We start from the raw sequence: 15788 nt of genomic DNA, 5'->3' as shown, positions 1-15788 counted from the left end.
CGGCTCCGTCCCGAAGGGCGGCCGCCACCGGATGCTCTCCGGTGGTGACCGCCCCTCGGTCTCAGGTGCTGCGCCAGCGTGCCGTGGCTACCAGGATCAGCGGAGCAGCTGCAGGACGTTCTGCGAGGCCTGGTTAGCCTGCGCCAGCATGGCCTGGGAGGCCTGCTCCTTGATGTTGGCGGCGGACTGCTTCACGATCTCCTTGGCCATGTCCACGTCGCGGATGTTGGACTCGGCGTTGGTCAGGTTCTCGGCGGTCACGTTGACGTGCTTCAGGGTGTGCTCGAGGCGGTTCTGCACGGCACCGATGTTGGAACGGTCCGAAGAGACGCCGGTGATGGCGGTATCAAGGGCGGTGATGGCAGCGGCGGCACCGTCAGCGGACAAGAAATCAAGCTCATCGATGGTCGTGGCAAGTTCGCCGAGGTTAGTGGCCACCGTCAAGGCAATGGTGTCATTGCTGGTGGCAGCATCCGTACCACCGTTGGCACCCACCTGGAAGGAGAAGGATGCGGTGCCGTCGAGCAGTGTGGCGTCATTGAAGTTGATCGAGGCCGCCATGCGCGTCAGTTCCTCGGTCAACTGGGTGACCTCGGTGGTGATGGCGGTGCGGGCCGCCCCGTTGAGGGTATCGTTACCGGCCTGGACGGCGAGATCGCGCACTCGCTGCAGGATGTCGTGAGCGGCGGACAGGCCACCTTCGGCGGTCTGGGCCAGGGAGATCGCATCGCCGATATTGCGGGCGGCAACCTCAAGGCCGTTGGCCTGGGAGCGGAGGCCCTCGGCGATGGACAGGCCGGCGGCGTCGTCAGCGGCGCGGTTGATGCGCAGACCGGAGGACAGCTTCTCCATAGAGGAGGCCTTCTCTTCCGAGGCGATGCTCATCATCCGGTAGGTGTTGTTGGCGGCGACGTTGGTGTTGATGACGGTCATGTCATTCTCCTTGGTGCAATGTTCGGGGTTCTGGTCCGCGGACCCATTCCTGCGGACCCGACACCAGCCTTATCGGCACGGCGTGGAATTTTTTTCATTCCGGTTGGAACTTTTTCTGATCCTGCGATCGTCCTGTTACAGGCTTCCAGCCGAGCCACACGGACGATCACTGTGACTGGGCAGAATCGCCGTTGGTGGCTAGGCGAAGCGGCGGACTTGCGGCACGATCCCACCTCGCATCGACGTTCCCGCGGCGGCCAGGAATTGCTCTCGTCCCGCCGCCGGCACCGTCGCGGCAACGGGGGCCGCCGGGGTGACGGACAGAGCAGCGCCGAGCACATCCTGCAACAACGCCAGCCCCTTCTTCTTCTCTTTGGACACGGTGGCGTCCGACACACCCAGCTCTGCGGCCACCTCCCCCTGGGCCAAGCCCTGGAAGTAGTGCATCTGAACCACCTGGCGCGTCCGGTCGGGCAGGGCCTCCACTGCCCGATGCAGCAGAAGGCTCTTCTCCGCGTCCAGCACCTGCTTCTCGGGGCTGTCCTCCGGGGAGGCGAGGAAGTCACTCAAGGAGTCGTCCAAAGGCGTCTGGGATTTGGACCCCTCGGCCACCATGGTCCGTAGGTCCTTCACCGGAACCCCCAGGGCCACCGCCAGTTCTGCCTCCTCTGGAACGCGCCCCAGCGAATGGGTCAGCTGCGCGCGGGCCTTGTCCAGCCGCTTGGCCTTATCCCGGCCGCGGCGTCCCATCCAGTCGAGCTGCTGCAGGAACTCCTGGATGGCCCACCGGATCTTCAGGTGGGCCCACGTGGAGAACTGGGTGCCGGCGTCGGGATCCCAGGTGTCCGCGGCGAGGATGAGACCCTCGAGGCCCACGGACACCATCTCATCCCTCTCCACCATGGGGTACTTGTGATGCATCTCAGACACCGCGTAGCCGACCAGTGGGATGTTCTGCTCCACCAGGTCGTTCCGTGCTGCTCTCATGCCCGGCTACCCTTCATCGCTGCTGTCATGCTGTGTATAGAGGGACCTCGCTGACGCGCCCCGCAGGTGCCCGAAGGCACCCACGGAAGAGACATGCGCAGAAATCTTCGGCCGGGGGTGAATAGTTGGTCCATGTGTACCGATAACAAGGTCAGCGAAGGGACTCCAGTAGTCCCACCGGCGTCCGCCGGCGGCGTGAAAGGTATGAGCATGGAAGCAGACGAGCTGTCCAACGAGCTGTGGCGCGAGCGCGGCATTCTGGAGAACCTGCTGTACAAATTCACCACGCAACGCCTGCTTGTCACCAACGGCGAATCCCGCTGGCTGGGCCGCTGCACCTCTGAGATCGAGGCGCTGAAGAACCAGCTCTCCACCACGCAGCTGACCGTGGACGTGCTCTCCGCCTCGCTCGCGCAGCTGTGGGGCATGACCACGGACGGCTCCCCCACCCTGCGTGAGCTGGTGGCCGCCGCCCCCGCCGAGGGGCCGTGGGCCGGCATCCTCCAGGACCACCACGCGGCCATCGTGTCCCTGGCCGAGGAGATCCGCACCGTCTCCGAGGAGAACGCACGGTTCCTCAAGGCCGCCAACATCTCCCTGCAGGAGGCCGGACAGCAGGCCGGCCCCGCCGTCACCTACACGGCCGCGGGCTCCGCCGCCCCCACATCGGGCGCGGCCATCATCGACCGCCAGGGCTGAACGGCAGGCAGAGGAACACCATGGGACTGAGCACCTTCCACTCGCTGAACACCGCTGCGCGGGGCCTCGAGGCCGCTCGCGCGCAGATCGCCGTCACCGCGCAGAACACGGCCAACGCCGGCACGGTCGGCTACACCCGCCAGTCGGCGCAGCTGCAGGCCCTGCCGGGCGTGCACTCCAACGGTCTGTTCCCGAACGTCACCGGCGCCGGCCAGGGCGTGGAGGTGGCCGGGATCGGCCGCTCCGCCTCCGAGCTGATCAACCGCCAGGTCCGCGGAGCCGTGGCGCAGACCAGCTTCCAGCAGATCCGCGCCGAGGCCTACTCCGGGATCGAGGATGTCCTGCGCGAGCCCGGGGACCACTCCGTCTCCTCCGCCGTCAACGCCTATCACTCCGCATGGCAGGATGTGGCCAATGACCCCGGTGACGTCGGTGCCGGAACCGCCCTGCTCGAGGCCGCGGCGTCCCTGGCCGGGCGCCTCGGCGCCGACGTGCAGAAGCTCAAGGACCAGTACACCGCGCACGGCAACGAGCTGCGCGCTGAGGTGGACCAGGTCAACGCCCTGGCCGGCCAGCTCGCCGTGGTCAACGGCGCCATCCGCAGCACGGGGGCCGCCGGCGGATCCACCAACGAACTGCTGGACTCCCGCGACCGGATCGCCGAGCAGCTCTCCGCCCTCACCGGCGGCCAGCTCCGTCCCGCCGCGGACGGCACCGGCGAATTCCTGGTGGGCGGCAATGCACTCGTTTCCGGCGAAAGCCACCAAACCCTGACAGTGGTGGCCGGCTCCGCCCCCGGCGAGCCCACCACGGTCGCCTGGACCCACCGGCTGGGCACCGGCACGCCGGCTTCGGCCGGGGTCGACGGCGGCTCCCTCGCCGGCCGCTTGTCCGTCCTGTCCGCCGACGGTCCCCTCGCAGTCGCGATGCAGGGGTACGACGATCTGGCCCGGTCGATCGCCGAGGGCACCAACACCGTGCACCAGTCCGGTTTCACCGGTTCCGGCACACCGGGCGGGGCGTTCTTCTCCTTCACCGGCACCGCCAATTCGCTGACGGTGGACATCACAGATTCGGCGCAGATCGCGCACGCCGGAGTCGATCAGGGCGCCCTGGACGGTTCTGTGGCCGATACCATCAGCGGCCTCGGCACCGCTGTCTCGAGCGGCTGGACCGGCTTCGTCTCCGGCGTCGGCGCCTCCTCACGCAGCGCGCTGAACGGACTGAGCCTGTCCGTGGGCACCGAGTCCTCGGCACGGGCGTCGCAGCAGTCACTGGCCTCGGTGGACCGGGACGAGGAGGCCGTGAACCTGGTGACCTTCCAACACGCCTATCAGGCCTCGGCCCGTGTGCTGACCGCGGTGGACGAGATGCTGGACACCCTGATCAACCGCGTGGGGCTGGTGGGCCGCTGAGCCCGGCCGCCTCCCGGCGGAACCACCGGTTCGGACCGGGGAGGAACCACCTGACAACCCCGTGAGAACAAGGTGAAAGATCAAGATGGTTGTACTGATGACTGAGGGTGACCGCCCCGGAAGGAAGGTGAGATGACCATGATGAACCGCGTGACCTCATCCATGACGGCCGCCACGATGCGCGCCAACCTGCAGGACTCAGCCAAGTCCCTGGCCGAACTGCAGACCAAGGCCGCCTCCCGCCAGGCCATCTCGCGCCCCTCGGACGATCCTGCCGGCACCCGCACCGCCATGACGGCCCGCGCCGAGATCGCCCGCACCACGCAGTACGAGCGCAACCTGCAGAATGCGGACACGTGGATGCGGACGGCGGATTCGGCCCTGCAATCCGGGCTGGACATCATGACCCGCATTCAGGACCTGACCCTGGCCGCGGCCAACGGAACGGTGAACCAGGCCGGCCGGGACGCCAGCGCCGCTGAGGTGGACCAGCTGCGCTCCGAGCTGCTATCCCTGGCCAACACCCAGATCCTCGGCCGCAACGTCTTCGCCGGCACCTCCGCAGAGAGCGCGGCCTACACGGACAACCCTCTGACGTGGAACGGCACGGACGGCGCCACCGTGGAGCGCCGCATCTCAAACAACACCACCATCCAGGTGGACGTCCCCGGCGAATCCGCCTTCGGTCCGGTCGGGAATTCCGTGTTCGACGCGCTGACTCAGCTCTCCGCCACTCTGCGCTCCGGCGGCGATCTCTCCGGGTCCATCGGCACCCTGGAGTCGTCACGCCAGCTGATGTCCGACGCCCTCACCACGTCCGGTGCCCGCCACGCCACGGTGGGGCGCACCCTGGAGGCCGTCCGCACCCAGCTCACCGAGCTGGAGGCCACCCGCACCTCCACGGAGGAGGCGGACCTGGCCGAGTCGGCCGTGGAACTGCAGATGCAGCAGCTCAATTACCATGCCGCACTGGCCGTCACGGCCCAGGCGCTGCAGACCTCGCTGCTCGATTACCTCCGCTGACCTGCCCACGTAGCGAACGGGTGAGGTCCGCCGCGCTCACACGGCGCGGAGGTGACGCGCTCCCGCCAGGGAATCGGCCGGCGTCGTGCCCGAGATTCCGGAACTGGATGCGGCGGGCGAGCCGCCGATCTCCACGCCCGCACCGAGGATGCCACGGATGAGGCCGTCCAGGCGGTCCCGCACCTCCTGGTGGGTGGTGCCGAGCGGCGCCTCCGGGAAGCGGACCATCGCCTGGTACGCGTCCCACGCGCCGACCAGAGTCTGTTCACGCTCGGCGAGCTTGTCCTCGTGGGTGGCAGCGCCGGCCGTGTCGAAGGCGGAGAAGGCCTCGAACTCCTCGGCGAGGAACGCGTCCACCACGGCATTGACGCAGGTGCGCCAACCGGCAGGCTTGCGACCGTTCTTCACCACCGGCGCGAACTCCTTGACGGCGGCGCGGAAGGCCCGCACCGAGGGGCGGTCCGGACGGGCACGGTCCGCCAATGCCTCCACGGCCAGCGTGTGCGCGATCGCCGGGTCCCGGGAGACCAGCTCGAACAGCTGGGCCTTGGAGTAGTCGTCCCACAGGGCCAGGAGGTCCCGATCGGCGGCGTCGACCATGCCCTGCCAGCCGTGGATGCGGTTCAGACACGCGAGCATGGCCTGCGCGGAGCGGTGCGCGGCCTTGGGGTCGGCTTCGAGCATCGGCAGGGCGCGACGTCGGACACGCACCTCGGGACGGACCGGTTCCGGCAGGTTGAAAGCGAACCTCAGGGCCGCCGAGCCGGCCGCGGTGCGCGCGATGCCGCGGTGGTGCGAGGCCTTGGAGCGCAACCACTCCGTGGCCTCTTCCAGCATCATGCGTTGAGCGACCTCTGTGTCCTCCACACCGGTACCCGGTGCCGGGGCCTGGGTGAAGGCGTGCGCGGCCGCGGTGTGCCGACCCTCCTCGGCACCGGTCGGGGCCACGAGCTCCTGGCGGGCCGCCGTGCGGTTGTGGATGTTGCGCAGCACCGACTTGCGGGTGGCGCGGAGGGTCTGGCGCGCCCATCCCGTCACCGAAGCGCTGCGGGCACGCTCGAGGTCGAAGAAGGCCTCCGGGCCCTCCTCCGTGATGCGTCGGAATAGGAACTCGTCGAACTCCGCAGCCACGTCCTGACTCAACTGGGGCCCGGAGGCCAACCCGTAGTGCCAGGTCTGGTACTCCCGAGAGACCTCGTGGGAGATGCCGGATCCGGTGAGGACTCCGGCAATCTCTTGACGGGCCTGGCGTTCGCCCAGGTGGCCGGCGGCCCATCGGTCGATGAGGTTCCGGCACGCGGTATCGGTCTGAAGGTTTTCTGCTCGCACAACCAAGGTGTGTGCGGCACTTTTGTCTCTTGCATCATCTCACTGTGTGACCTTTGTCACATCAGCAGCGCAAAAAAGACGGTCAGGCGTGGTGGATGCCGAGTTGCTCGGCCAGGACACGCTTGGCCAAGGTGCGGACTTTCCGGATCTGCGCGGCGGCCGAGTCCTGCGGCAGGTCCAGTTGTCCAGCCACCTCGCGCGTGGTCAGCACTCGCTGGTCGCCCTCCGAGCCATAGACTCCTGACAGCCAGCAGGCAGCGACGTCGGCCGTTACCCCTCCGATCATCCTCGCCTTCGCGATCACGGCGGCCACGAGCTGCGGCCCCTCTGTGGGGTGCAGCAATCCGCCCTCGGAGGTCAGGGCGGTCAGCTCAAGATCGTGGATGTCCGCGGCGGGCCGCGCGAGGTGGAACTCGCCCGCAGTGACGAGCATTCCCTGCTTCGCGGCGTCCTTGCGCGTGGCGGTCATACGGCGATTGTGCTCGGATTCGACCTCACGGTCAGTCGGTTCCATGCCTGAGGTGGCGCGCATCTCGTCCCGCAACTGATTGAGTTGGCGCACGCGGCGGCTCAGGGAGATCATTCCGGACGCCGGGGAGAGGTTGCGGTCCGCCCAGGAGCGCACCGCGGCGCGGGCCCTCACGTGGAGCAGCCCCTCCCAGTTAGAGATCTCCCCGATCCGCATGGGGGCGGCGATGAGTTCATCCACGAAGGTCACGGCCTCCAGTGCCACGAGTTGTTCCACATCCTCGCGATGGGTGGCGTAGGGCATGCCGAGGGTGCGGCACAGGCGGTGGGCCAGCAGGCGAAATAGCTTGCGGCGAGAGGCGATGAAGTCGTCCCGGAGGTTGCTGCGCTCACGGGCGGAGACGGCACAGGCGATGACCCGAAGCTGATCCAGGGCCGAGACCTCCAGGGTTGCCTCGAGGCCCGCCGCAGACGTGTCTGCCTCCAGGGCCACGGCGGTGACGGGCAGCGTGACAATGGTGTCCGTCGGCATGATCACATCGGTCTTCAAGGGGGTCGCTCCAACGAAGGAACCGGTGCCGTGAGAGGTGCAGGCAGTGGTCAACGGGCACCCCTGTTCGTCTCCGGGTCGATCAGCACTGACCGTGCCATCGGGTCGGATCCGACATTCAGCGCAGCCTGGGCTCGCGCGGTCGACAGCTTGTCCTGGGGGTGCTCAAGGCGGTAGGCCGCCACGATCTCGTCCACGGTTGCTCCGGTCATCTGGGCTGCCACGCGGCGGACCTTGGGGCCGACCCGGGGGTCACCGATGGTGCGGCGGATGTGGTCCTCGGCGTCGCGGCGCAGATTGCGGCTGAGGTACATCAGCGGATCCACCTTCGCGAAGCGGTCAGGACGCAGACACTGCTCCAGTAAGCGCGACACGCTGGCGCCTTCGGCTGATTCCATCGCCGTATCCCCTAGCATCATGACGTTCACCACCTGTTCGATCCCGGTCTCGTGCAGCACAGACTGAACGCGTCCGGTGAGCTCGCCGATCTCGTGGCTCACTGCTGAGTGGGCCTTGTGAACGGTGGCAGTGACGAACGGTTCCAGACTGAACAGCAATTGCCACTGGGATTGACGGCCGGCGCGCACGATGTCATGGAGACCGTCGACGGTGTAGCGGTGGATCCCGGGGGCGGAATAACTACCGACAGAAACTATAGCGTTCAAGCCCATGACACGCGAGGAATTTTCTGCCTGCGGAGGAATGTTTGACGGACGTTCATGCAGGTGTTCCACCTCACCCGTATCAGACCAACCCATCGAGTGAGCCGTCCACTGGTACGGATATTCGGCTTCATCTGGCCCCTCCACCCGGACCAGGGCGTCATTGCCACCCCAATCGAGCCGGACGGGCATGAGCAGTGCCTGACCCGACTCGTGGTCCCTCCCCTTGCGGCCGATCTCCATGGCTGGCATGCGCCAATCCCAAGCCGGCAGCAGGACCAGCATGCGATGCCGTGTCGCTATGGCGGGTGCGGACGCCAGTAGCTTCTCGGCCGCCCTTCCCCAGAGGATCGATTCGAGGCGGGCACACAGAGACCCGAGCGTCGGATGACGACGCGGAGCACCCTCACCCGCCTCTGGATCTCCTGTTCCCCGTGCCTGTGTCTCAGCCATGTCAGCCCTATGCACAAGACGACGCCCCGGGGGTCGTTTGACGCATAGGCCCTTCATGCCCCTCCGCACCCCACCACCTGCTCGCACCAGACGGTCGGGGCGGCAGTACCTGACGGTTACGCGGGAGCCGGCGATGTCCACCGCTGGGGTGCATCGCAGAGTAAACTTGACAACTCCAGCAATCCCCTGCTGTAGAAGGCACCTGCAACAGAAGAAAGTGGGTGGAGGTCTTGCCGATTCGTGACGCCGTCTCCCGGTGGACCATCACCCGATGCGATCCACTCGTGGTGCATGCCTACCGTGAGGCAGCCGATGACGAGCTGCGCTCGACGTCCGCTGACTTTCCCGAGTGGTTCGCCCTGTGGGCCTCGGGCGTCCTCGCCGACCTGATCGAGACCCTCGATCCGGAGGACCCGTGGCGCAACACCACCGTCAACGGGGCCGGCGCGGTGGTCCTGCCCGACGGATCGGCCTTCGGGACCTGGCACAACGCGACCGACCTCCTGCCGCTGCCCCCGGAGGGCGACCCGGCACTGGATGTGGGCCTGGCCGCCGTCGCGCAGCCTCTCTCCCCGGAGTCCGCGCTCCTGTGGCATGCGGCTCAGGGCGGCCGCGAGGAGGCCCTGGAACAGATGCTGGCGATCGAGGTCGGTGGCGCCTACCCTGTGGCCGCGCCGTCGATCGAGCGAGCGATGTTCCGCCGCCGCGTGTTCATGGGCCAGGAGGACGCCTACATCCCACAGGTCTGCACCGACTGGTCGCTACGCGCGGACCGGATCACCGCCGGCGAGTCCTGGGATGAGGCCGGTGCCGCACGTCTTCGTGCCGGTTCTCGTGTCGAACCTGGCAGCTGGCGCCTCCTGATCTGACCGGCTCCCCTTCCACCTGAGTCGCGGGAATGGCCATGGGCAAGCGTGTTCGGGGCCGCTTCCTGCCACTCGGATGCAGAGGTCAGGACGCCGGGCCGGCGATCGGGATGCGGACCGTGAAAGTGGATCCGACGCCCTTCTCCGAGTTCACCAGGATCTCCCCGCCGTGGGCCCGCACGTAGCTCTGGGTGATGGCCAGGCCCAGACCGGTGCCCGGGATGGCAGCCTTGCGCACGTGCTCGGTCCGGTAGAAGTTCGTGAAAAGCTTGGCGCGCTCCTGGTCGGTCATCCCGAATCCGGTGTCCTCGACCGCCAGTTCCGCCCAGTCCCCCTTCTCATCCATGCCGGGCAGACAGCGCAGCGAGATGGTGATCGAGCCACCAGCGGGGGTGTACTTGATGGCATTGGACAGCAGATTGTCCAGCACCTGGCCCATCTTGACCGGATCGGCCTTCGCCAAGAGTTGATCGGGAAGGTCCGAGGCCAGTGTCAGCCCGCTGTTCCGAGCCCGAACCTCGGCGGACTCGACGCTATACCGGGTCAGTCGGGAGAGGTCCACCGTCTGGACGGTGACCTTGGAGCTGTCCGCAGCCGCGTCTAGCAGGCTCGTCACGAGGGTCAACAACCGTTCGGCATTGCGCTGGGAAGTCGTGAGGAATTGCCGCAGCGTCGGATCTAGATCCTCTTCCATAGCGAGGTCGAGGTAGCCGATGATCGAGGTCAGAGGAGTGCGGAATTCGTGGGAGACCTCGGCCACGAACCGTTCACGGGTCTGGATGGCATCCATCAAGTCGGTGACGTTCTGGAAGACCACCACGGTGCCATCGAATTCGCCGTCATCGTCGTACATCGCGGAGGCCGAGACGGAGAGGTGCTGTTGGCTGCCATCTGTGCCGATCGCGATGATCCGGCCGCGATATTCCCGGCCCTGCAACGCCTGGGCCACAGGCCGTTCGTTCGGCAGGATGGGCGTGAGCCCGTCTGCCTCGAACAACAACAGTTCATGCTCGGCACCGTCATTCCGGCCGGGTGGCAGGCCGATGAAATGCGTGCGCCGTTGGGCCTGGTTCATGAGGACGTCGTGGCCCTGCCCGTCCACCACCAGGATCCCGACGTCGGAGGTCTCTACCACCGCCTGCAACAGCCGATTCTGTGACTTAGATTTCTCCAGGGAGGCCCGCAATTCAAGACGTTGCTTTTCCATGCTGCGGGTCAGGATGCTGGCCGCCGCTCCCAAGGACAGCATCATGAACGGCACCATGACCGGCCGAGTCAGGTTCGATTCGATCAGCTCATCGGTATACGGCGCCGTACCGGGCAGATACGGCCACCACGTGGCGGCGGCGGTCCCGATGAAGCCCAGTGATAGCGCCAGCACGGGGTAGAAGCCGGACCACGCGAGCCAGAACACGGGGAAGGCCGTGAGCAAGGACATGCCGTCGAGCACGTAGCGGGAGGCGGTCCACAGCGGCGCGATCGCCACGAAGTCCAGTAGCGGGATGATCCAGTAGAGCACGGGAGGAAGCCGGTGCCACGGAACCACCCCGGCGAGCAGTGTCAGGAACAGGATGCCGCCGAAGCCGATCGCGATGTACGGAGACTCCAGGGCGACTCCGGGGTCGATGACCATAACGGCGATGACCACGAGGGCGGCCGAGATCGTCAGCGGCAGCTGGGACAGGAGGACGCGACGCCTCAGCGAGAACTGGCCGAAGTGGCGACGCCCCCGAGCCTCCTGGGGCGGAAGCAGTGTCGTCGGGGTGGCGAATGACACGGTCTGGCTCCGTTCGTTGCGGGGCATGAGACACCCCCACTCCACGATAGCCTTGGACCTCAGACTATCTTGGGGGTGTTTCGCGTGGAGGATCGCCGTGTCGCGGTCGTCATTGAGGATGACGATGACATCCGGGGGCTCATGGTCTCCCTCCTCGGCCAGTCCGGTTTCGAAGTGCACGAGGCGGCCAACGGGATGGACGGGGTCAGTCTCGTCCGCAGGAACGATCCCGTGCTGATCACCGTGGACCTGGGTCTGCCGGACATCGACGGTTACGAAGTCACCCGCCAGGTACGCCAGTTCACCGATGCCTACGTGGTGATGCTGACCGCCCGTGGCGAGGAGATCGACACCCTCCTGGGCTTGGACGCCGGTGCGGACGACTATCTCACGAAGCCGTTCCGCCCGCGCGTGCTGCGGGCACGGATCGAGGCCATGCTGCGCCGTCCACGCGGCGGCCGCACCGCTGCCCCGGCTGTCCCAGCGCCGCCGGGAGGCATCGAACAGTCCTGTGGGCCGTCGTCGTCCCTCGTGCCCACGGACTCCGGTGCCGTCTCCTCCCCCTCCGGCCCTGTGCACTTTCCGACGACGGCCCCGCCGGTGGGTGCGTCCGGTCCGCAAACTCAAAGTGGGGAGAAGGCATCCGAAGCATCCACCGTGAAGCTGATTCAGGTCGATCGACACCTGTCCCTGGACGGGCTGGAGCTGTACCCGACGGTGCACCAGGTGGTGGTGATGGGCCGCGAGATGTCATTGACACCGACCGAGTTCCTGCTGCTGGAAACGCTGATGCGCAGCGGCCGCGTCGTGCGGTCGAAGTCGGAGCTGTCCCGGATCGTCCGGGGGGACGAGCCGGACAACGGGACGTTCGTCTCTCAAGCGGACGAGCGCACTATTGAGGTGCACCTGGGCAACCTGCGACGCAAGCTACAGGACGATCCAAGGACGCCGCGGTGGGTGCAGACCGTACGCGGCGTGGGCTACCGCATGGCCGGCAGCCCACACGACGTCCACTAGGGAACTGAACGCCGGCGGCCAGCCCGCCGACGTGAGCGGCGAACTCAGGTTTTTTGCCCGGTCGCCACACCCACCTGCTGCAGGAACAGCCGCAACTGCCGGGCGGTCTCGGCGGCCAACTGGCGCAGGGCTCCCATGATCTCGGCTAGACAGTCCCTGCCGGGCCAGTGGACGGGCGACAGCGGGCAGTGCGCGAAGTCGTCCTGGAGACGGGCCGCCAACGTGGACAGCGCGTGGGCACCGGCCATGGCCGAGGAGGTCCTGAGGCTGAGGACGGCGTCCATCCAGTCTTCGTGGTCCTGGGCGGAAAGGGCGCGCTGGAGTCGTTCGACGCGCTGGTCCAGCAGGGCCTCATAGCGACGGATGAATTCGCACAACATGTCTGTGTCGCCCAGTTGTTCCCCCAACCGGCCCAGCGCATCAGTATCGAGTACTGGGGCAGTGGTCATGGCCCCATGATGCTCCCGCTCCCGCAGGACCGCGCCGGGCTTTCCCCAAAGCTTTGCTCAAGAACCAGGCCGGTCAGGCCGCCCAAAGGAAACCTCAAGATCGGCACGGGGAGTCTGCGGGAATCCTTGTGGCGATCCGACGTCAATCCGGAGGGCCACCTTGAGGACGAGGGCCTGAAATGAAGGTCGTCAGGAAGCCGTGATCGGTATCGACATCCCCGTCGACCGGACACCGGACCTTCCTAGCCGTCTCAGTATCGACGCCGGTGCTGGCATCCCCGCCAGTTCCGGTGAAGATCGTTCTCAACAAGGGGTTTTGATATGAAGAAGATGACCAAGGGCGCTATCGTCACCGGCCTGGGCGTGGCCCTCCTCCTCGGTGGTGGCGGCACCCTCGCCGTGTGGAACACATCGCAGACCGCCAACGCCGGATCGATTTCGACCGGCGCCATGAGCCTGACTCCCAGCAAGGGTGTCTGGACCACGAATCTGTCCCAGAGCGCGATCCCGGACATCTCCGCCTACCGCATGGTTCCCGGAGAGAAACTGACGTACACGCAGGACGTGGCGGTCGGGCTCGAGGGTGACCATCTCACGGCCGCGCTGTCCGTGGACACCGACGATGTGACCAGCGGCTTCACCAACAACCTGAAGCTGGAGTCCTTCGCGGTAACTCCCCGGGGTGGGACGAACGTACTGATCGACTCGAACACCGCTTCCGCCCCGGTTGAGGACGGAAGCTACACGGCCTCCGCCACCCTGGCCTTCAACGCCAACGGCATCGAGGACATGAGCAAGACCCTGGATCTCTCCCAGGTCCGCTACGTCTTGGACCAGCAGGCACCCCAGCCCGTCCGGTGATCATAGTCTGAATCGGGCGACCCGCTCCTGACCACCCACTGTGGTCCTCCCCGTACCCGCACGACCCGCCACCACCGCCCTTCGCTTCCCGAGGAGTTGACATGCGCATCAAGACGTTGCTGCAGAGCGCCGCAGTCATCGCCCTGGCGCTGGTGGCGGGTCTCTGCGGGGTCGGGGGCACCTGGGCTCTCTGGAACACCGCTGCGCCGGCGAACTCGGGCACCGTACAGTCGGCTGACTTCAGAGTCGAAATCAACGGCACCCCGATGATCGTCAACGGCGTGGCCGCCACCGTGGCGCTGGAGGACCCGGGCACCGCACTGACGCCGACGGCCCCGGCCTACTCGGTGGTCACCGTGAAGAACGCCACGAATGCGAGCGCACCCTTCTCGGTCAGCGTGGCTGCAGGCCAACCGCACGTGACGTCCCCGAACGCAGCCCTGCCTGCCTCCGTGACAGTCTGGTCGTCTCTCATGCCGGAGTCCCAGAGGTGTGCCGACGCCGCCTACGCCTCGGCGCCGGCCACCACCACCATCACCCAGGGCACCACCGCGCAGATCTGCCTCCGGATGACTCTCCCGGAGAACGCCCCCGAAACCCTGTCCCATGCCACGGCTACCGTGACCGTGCCGATCACCGCGACACAGACCCAGTGAGGACCCAGTCATGAGCCTTCGGCCCCACCGGACCCGCCATCGGGTCCCCACCTGGCTGGAGTGGATCGGCCAGGCGTTGTCCTTCGGTTTCCTATGCATCTCGGCTCTGGCCGCGATCGTCCTGATCATCATTCCGTCGGCCTCCGGATCACAGACCTACTCCGTGTTGACCAACTCAATGGCTCCGTCTTATCCGGCCGGTACCTTCCTGGTGGTCAAACCCACACCTGCCGACGCGTTGCAGGTGGATGACATCATCACCTTCCAGATGGAGTCCGGCCGGCCGGAGGTCATCACCCACCGGATCACCGCGCTGACAGCGGGTCAGAACGGCGAACGCCTGCTCATCACTCAGGGCGACAACAACGACGAAGTGGATCCGAAGCCCGTCCAGGACATCCAGGTGCGGGGAACGCTGATGTATGCCGTCCCCTACGTTGGCTTCCTCGCCAGTGCACTCGGACGGACCGACCGCGGCGCGATGATCACGGCTCTTGCTTTCACCCTGATCGCCTTCGGCACCTTCACCACGAGCCGCGGGGCCATCCATCACTGTCGCGAAGCGCGGAATGGCCAGCTCGCCACGGAGGCCTCCGATGCATTGGATGCGTCAGTCACCACCCCGGCCGCAGAGTATGCAGCGAGTCCTGACCGGTCAGAGAAAGTGCATTGATGAGTGCCGAACGCCGTGGCGGACCGTCCCGCCGGACCTGGAGAACCGCCGTCGCGGTATTCCTCACCGTGTTCCTCGGCGGGCTCAGCCTCTCCGGTGCGGCGGCCCTGTGGTCTCAGAGCGGCACGGTCACCGCCCAGGTCTCCACCGGCTCGTGGGGAACGAACGGCGGTGTCGTGGGTGGCAACGCCGGCGTTGACGGGGCGGTGCCCCTCAATCTGGATCCCCGTCTGGCCTATTCCTCGGCGCCGGCTTCCGCGACGTCAGGATCGTTCCGTTACGACGGACCCACAGGCCTGGGCTTCTGCCATGAATTCCGCGTCACCAACAAGTCGGCGACAGCCGTCACCTGGTCGATCACCTTTGATACCAGCAAGGGACCCTACTGGGGACTGGATCCGAGGAAGGTCAAGGAGGGCGGCGTCGGTACTCTCCGAAGCCTCTGGGAAGGGGCGACCACCGGTTACGATCCCGCCACCGGGCGCTGGACCCTCGGCGGCGTGGGCCACCACCGGACGCTGGCTCCCGGCGCCTCCACCACGGTGGGCTACTGCGCCAATCCAGCCATGCCCGCGGTGGACCCAGCCACGTTCGCCGCGCCGAAGATCAGCGTGGATCCCAGCAGCAACTCCTACGGTGTGGCCCTGCGGGTGCGTGTCACGTCCGGCTCGAGGTTTCAATTGCCGTGGGCCGCCGAGGTCGATCTCGCGGACTATGTCTGTGCGTCGACCCTCCCCCGGACGATCACGGCGCAGAACGCCGAACTCACCCGCATCAGCGGGACCCGGTACCGCCTGAGCGGCACCGGAGCCTACCGGCTCGTCGGCAATGGCCATTCTCAGGACTTCGTCTTCGCCCGGTACAACCCTGGCGGAAAGCCGTTCCAGCCCGGGACCTGCCCATAGGCTCCTTTGGTGTTCCTGACCGCGGATGAGTCAGAGACAGGCCGGGCCTCGCGGTTGGACACCGA

Annotated in this window: 16 protein-coding genes; 9 read left to right on the top strand and 7 right to left on the bottom strand. The window is 66.8% G+C overall.

The window, feature by feature from the left end:
• Positions 1-96 precede the first annotated feature (96 nt).
• A complete protein-coding gene (locus ABD134_RS13405) occupies positions 97-933 on the bottom strand; it encodes a flagellin N-terminal helical domain-containing protein (protein ID WP_344230220.1) in 837 nt (278 codons plus the stop codon).
• A gap of 198 nt (positions 934-1131) precedes the next feature.
• A complete protein-coding gene (locus tag ABD134_RS13400; RefSeq protein ID WP_344230218.1) occupies positions 1132-1920 on the bottom strand; it encodes a sigma-70 family RNA polymerase sigma factor in 789 nt (262 codons plus the stop codon).
• Positions 1921-2130: 210 nt separating this feature from the next.
• Here ABD134_RS13400 and flgN point away from each other — a divergent pair, with 210 nt between their 5' ends.
• From flgN to flgL, 3 genes are all read left to right on the top strand, one after another.
• Positions 2131-2619, top strand: a complete 489-nt coding sequence (gene flgN / locus ABD134_RS13395) for a flagellar export chaperone FlgN (RefSeq protein ID WP_344230216.1) — start codon at positions 2131-2133, stop codon at positions 2617-2619.
• Positions 2620-2639: 20 nt separating this feature from the next.
• On the top strand, positions 2640-4034 hold the full coding sequence (gene flgK / locus ABD134_RS13390) for a flagellar hook-associated protein FlgK (RefSeq protein ID WP_344230214.1): 1395 nt from the start codon (positions 2640-2642) through the stop codon (positions 4032-4034).
• 132 nt (positions 4035-4166) lie between these two features.
• On the top strand, positions 4167-5057 hold the full coding sequence (flgL, locus tag ABD134_RS13385; protein WP_344230212.1) for a flagellar hook-associated protein FlgL: 891 nt from the start codon (positions 4167-4169) through the stop codon (positions 5055-5057).
• A gap of 36 nt (positions 5058-5093) precedes the next feature.
• On the opposite strand, the gene ABD134_RS13380 is transcribed toward flgL, so the two are convergent.
• From ABD134_RS13380 to ABD134_RS13370, 3 genes are all read right to left on the bottom strand, one after another.
• Complete coding sequence (locus ABD134_RS13380) at positions 5094-6386, bottom strand: hypothetical protein (protein ID WP_344230210.1); 1293 nt, start codon at positions 6384-6386, stop codon at positions 5094-5096.
• A gap of 82 nt (positions 6387-6468) precedes the next feature.
• A complete protein-coding gene (locus ABD134_RS13375; protein ID WP_344230208.1) occupies positions 6469-7404 on the bottom strand; it encodes a hypothetical protein in 936 nt (311 codons plus the stop codon).
• Between the two features lie 50 nt (positions 7405-7454).
• Complete coding sequence (locus ABD134_RS13370; protein WP_344230206.1) at positions 7455-8258, bottom strand: hypothetical protein; 804 nt, start codon at positions 8256-8258, stop codon at positions 7455-7457.
• Positions 8259-8749: 491 nt separating this feature from the next.
• Between ABD134_RS13370 and ABD134_RS13365 the strand changes: the two genes are divergently transcribed.
• Positions 8750-9388 (top strand): hypothetical protein, encoded by a 639-nt coding sequence (locus tag ABD134_RS13365; protein ID WP_344230204.1) that lies wholly within the window; start codon positions 8750-8752, stop codon positions 9386-9388.
• 82 nt (positions 9389-9470) lie between these two features.
• On the opposite strand, the gene ABD134_RS13360 is transcribed toward ABD134_RS13365, so the two are convergent.
• Positions 9471-11162, bottom strand: a complete 1692-nt coding sequence (locus ABD134_RS13360; protein WP_344230202.1) for a sensor histidine kinase — start codon at positions 11160-11162, stop codon at positions 9471-9473.
• Positions 11163-11246: 84 nt separating this feature from the next.
• On the opposite strand from ABD134_RS13360, the gene ABD134_RS13355 reads away from it, so the two are divergent.
• Positions 11247-12179 carry a response regulator transcription factor gene (locus tag ABD134_RS13355; RefSeq protein WP_344230201.1) on the top strand — a complete coding sequence of 311 codons (933 nt, stop codon included), beginning with the start codon at positions 11247-11249 and terminating at the stop codon, positions 12177-12179.
• 44 nt (positions 12180-12223) lie between these two features.
• On the opposite strand, the gene ABD134_RS13350 is transcribed toward ABD134_RS13355, so the two are convergent.
• Positions 12224-12628 (bottom strand): Hpt domain-containing protein, encoded by a 405-nt coding sequence (locus ABD134_RS13350; RefSeq protein ID WP_344230199.1) that lies wholly within the window; start codon positions 12626-12628, stop codon positions 12224-12226.
• Positions 12629-12949: 321 nt separating this feature from the next.
• Here ABD134_RS13350 and ABD134_RS13345 point away from each other — a divergent pair, with 321 nt between their 5' ends.
• The 4 genes from ABD134_RS13345 to ABD134_RS13330 all read left to right on the top strand — a co-directional run bounded on the left by ABD134_RS13345 (position 12950) and on the right by ABD134_RS13330 (position 15723).
• A complete protein-coding gene (locus ABD134_RS13345; protein ID WP_344230197.1) occupies positions 12950-13489 on the top strand; it encodes an alternate-type signal peptide domain-containing protein in 540 nt (179 codons plus the stop codon).
• A 101-nt stretch (positions 13490-13590) separates the two neighbouring features.
• Positions 13591-14145, top strand: coding sequence for a hypothetical protein (locus ABD134_RS13340; protein ID WP_344230195.1), 555 nt, complete (start codon positions 13591-13593; stop codon positions 14143-14145).
• 10 nt (positions 14146-14155) lie between these two features.
• Positions 14156-14818 carry a signal peptidase I gene (locus ABD134_RS13335; protein ID WP_344230193.1) on the top strand — a complete coding sequence of 221 codons (663 nt, stop codon included), beginning with the start codon at positions 14156-14158 and terminating at the stop codon, positions 14816-14818.
• Positions 14818-15723, top strand: coding sequence for a hypothetical protein (locus ABD134_RS13330; protein WP_344230191.1), 906 nt, complete (start codon positions 14818-14820; stop codon positions 15721-15723). Before ABD134_RS13335 ends, ABD134_RS13330 begins: the two co-directional genes overlap by 1 nt.
• Positions 15724-15788 lie beyond the last annotated feature (65 nt).

The sequence above is a fragment of the Citricoccus alkalitolerans genome (assembly GCF_039528175.1).
GTDB lineage: Bacteria > Actinomycetota > Actinomycetes > Actinomycetales > Micrococcaceae > Citricoccus > Citricoccus alkalitolerans.
Note: the sequence above shows the minus strand (reverse complement) of the source record. Positions and strands in the feature narration are given on the sequence as shown.

What these genes read in the sequence shown, in the direction of transcription:
- ABD134_RS13405 (WP_344230220.1), bottom strand. Translation starts at nt 933, where the DNA reads ATGACCGTCATCAACACCAACGTCGCCGCCAACAACACCTACCGGATG.
- ABD134_RS13400 (WP_344230218.1), bottom strand. Translation starts at nt 1,920, where the DNA reads ATGAGAGCAGCACGGAACGACCTGGTGGAGCAGAACATCCCACTGGTC.
- flgN (WP_344230216.1), top strand. Translation starts at nt 2,131, where the DNA reads ATGGAAGCAGACGAGCTGTCCAACGAGCTGTGGCGCGAGCGCGGCATT.
- flgK (WP_344230214.1), top strand. Translation starts at nt 2,640, where the DNA reads ATGGGACTGAGCACCTTCCACTCGCTGAACACCGCTGCGCGGGGCCTC.
- flgL (WP_344230212.1), top strand. Translation starts at nt 4,167, where the DNA reads ATGACCATGATGAACCGCGTGACCTCATCCATGACGGCCGCCACGATG.
- ABD134_RS13370 (WP_344230206.1), bottom strand. Translation starts at nt 8,258, where the DNA reads ATGCCCGTCCGGCTCGATTGGGGTGGCAATGACGCCCTGGTCCGGGTG.
- ABD134_RS13350 (WP_344230199.1), bottom strand. Translation starts at nt 12,628, where the DNA reads ATGACCACTGCCCCAGTACTCGATACTGATGCGCTGGGCCGGTTGGGG.
- ABD134_RS13345 (WP_344230197.1), top strand. Translation starts at nt 12,950, where the DNA reads ATGAAGAAGATGACCAAGGGCGCTATCGTCACCGGCCTGGGCGTGGCC.
- ABD134_RS13340 (WP_344230195.1), top strand. Translation starts at nt 13,591, where the DNA reads ATGCGCATCAAGACGTTGCTGCAGAGCGCCGCAGTCATCGCCCTGGCG.
- ABD134_RS13335 (WP_344230193.1), top strand. Translation starts at nt 14,156, where the DNA reads ATGAGCCTTCGGCCCCACCGGACCCGCCATCGGGTCCCCACCTGGCTG.
- ABD134_RS13330 (WP_344230191.1), top strand. Translation starts at nt 14,818, where the DNA reads ATGAGTGCCGAACGCCGTGGCGGACCGTCCCGCCGGACCTGGAGAACC.